General features: G+C 70.2%; 1 pseudogene. It reads right to left on the bottom strand.

From position 1 onward, the window contains the following. Positions 1–1,622: pseudogene (locus AC07OQ_RS24420) on the bottom strand (heme utilization protein); the annotation flags it as partial.

Raw genomic sequence — 1,622 nt, 5'->3', positions numbered from 1 at the left:
GCGCCGATCTGGGCGCTGGTCAGCGCGCGGACGCCGGCGCTGCCCAGGCCGACCACGTCGTCGCTGGTCAGCGTCGAGATCGAGGCGGTGCTGATCGCGGCGACCTGGGCCGAACTCAGCGCGGCGAACTGCGCGGAGGTGAGGGCGTTCAGGTCGTCGCTGCCCAGACCGGCGATCTGGCCGGTCGTCAGCGAAGCGACTTGCGCCGAACTCAGCGCGGCGATCTGGTCGGATTCGAGCGCGGCCAGCTGGGCGGTGCTGAGTGCACGCAGCGCGGCGGTCGAGAGCGCCTTCAGGTCATCGGATTCCAGCTTGGCGATCTGGTCGGACTTCAGGCCGGCAACTTGCGCCGAACTCAGGACCGCGGCCTGGGCCGAGGTCAGGGCCTGGATGTTGTCGGTGCTCAGCGCGCCGATCTGGGCGCTGGTCAGGGCACGCACGCCGGTCGAGCCCAGGCCGACGACATCGTCACTGGTCAGCGTCGAAACCGAGGCGGTGCTGATGGCGGCGATCTGGGCCGAACTCAGCGCGGCGAACTGCGCGGAGGTGAGGGCGTTCAGGTCGTCGCTGCCCAGACCGGCGATCTGGCCGGTCGTCAGCGAAGCGACTTGCGCCGAACTCAGTGCGGCGACCTGATCGGACTCGAGCGCGGCCAGTTGGGCCGTGCTGAGCGCGCGGATCGCGGCGGTCGACAGGGCCTTCAGGTCATCGGACTCGAGCACGGCGATCTGGTCGGTCTTCAGGCCGGCCACCTGGGCCGAACTCAGCACGGCGGCCTGGGCCGAGGTCAAGGCCTGGACGTTGTCGGTGCTCAGTGCGCCGATCTGGCCGCTGGTCAGCGCGCGGACGCTGGCGCTGCCCAGACCGACCACGTCGTCGCTGGTCAACGTCGAGATCGAGGCGGTGCTGATGGCGGCGATCTGGGCCGAGCCAAGCGCGGCGAACTGGGCCGAGGTCAGGGCGTTCAGGTCGTCGCTGCCCAGGCCGGCGATCTGGCCGGTGCTGAGCGAGGCCACTTGTGCGGAGGTGAGGGCTCCGATCTGGTCGGAGTCCAGCGCGGCCAGTTGGGCCGTGCTCAGGGCACGCAGCGCGGCGGTGGACAAGGCCTTCAGATCATCGGATTCCAGCTTGGCAACCTGGTCGGTCTTGAGGCCCGCGATCTGGGCGGAGTTGAGCTGGGCGGCCTGGGTGGTGGTCAGGGCCTGAACGTTGTCGGTGCTCAGGGCACCCAGTTGCGCGCTGGTCAGGGCACGCACACCGGCGCTGCCCAGGCCGACGACAGCGTCGCTGGTCAGCGTCGAGATCGAGGCGGTGCTGATCGCGGCGATCTGGGCCGAGCCGAGCGCGGCGAACTGCGCGGAGGTGAGAGCGTTCAGATCATCGCTGCCGAGGCCCGCGATCTGGCCGGTGGTGAGCGAAGCGACCTGGGCCGTGCCCAAGGCGCCGATCTGGTCGGAGTCCAGCGCTGCCAGCTGGGCCGTGCTCAGAGCGCGCAGTGCTGCGGTCGAGAGCGCCTTCAGGTCGTCGGATTCGAGGACAGCGATCTGGTCGGACTTCAGGCCGGCGACCTGGGCCGAGCTGAGCACGGCGGCCTGCGCCGAGGTCAGGGCCTGCACGTTGTC

It is taken from the genome of Roseateles sp. GW821-FHT09B06 (assembly GCF_059418245.1).
The sequence above is the reverse complement of the archived record's forward strand: the minus strand, read 5'-3'. Positions and strand labels throughout refer to the sequence as shown.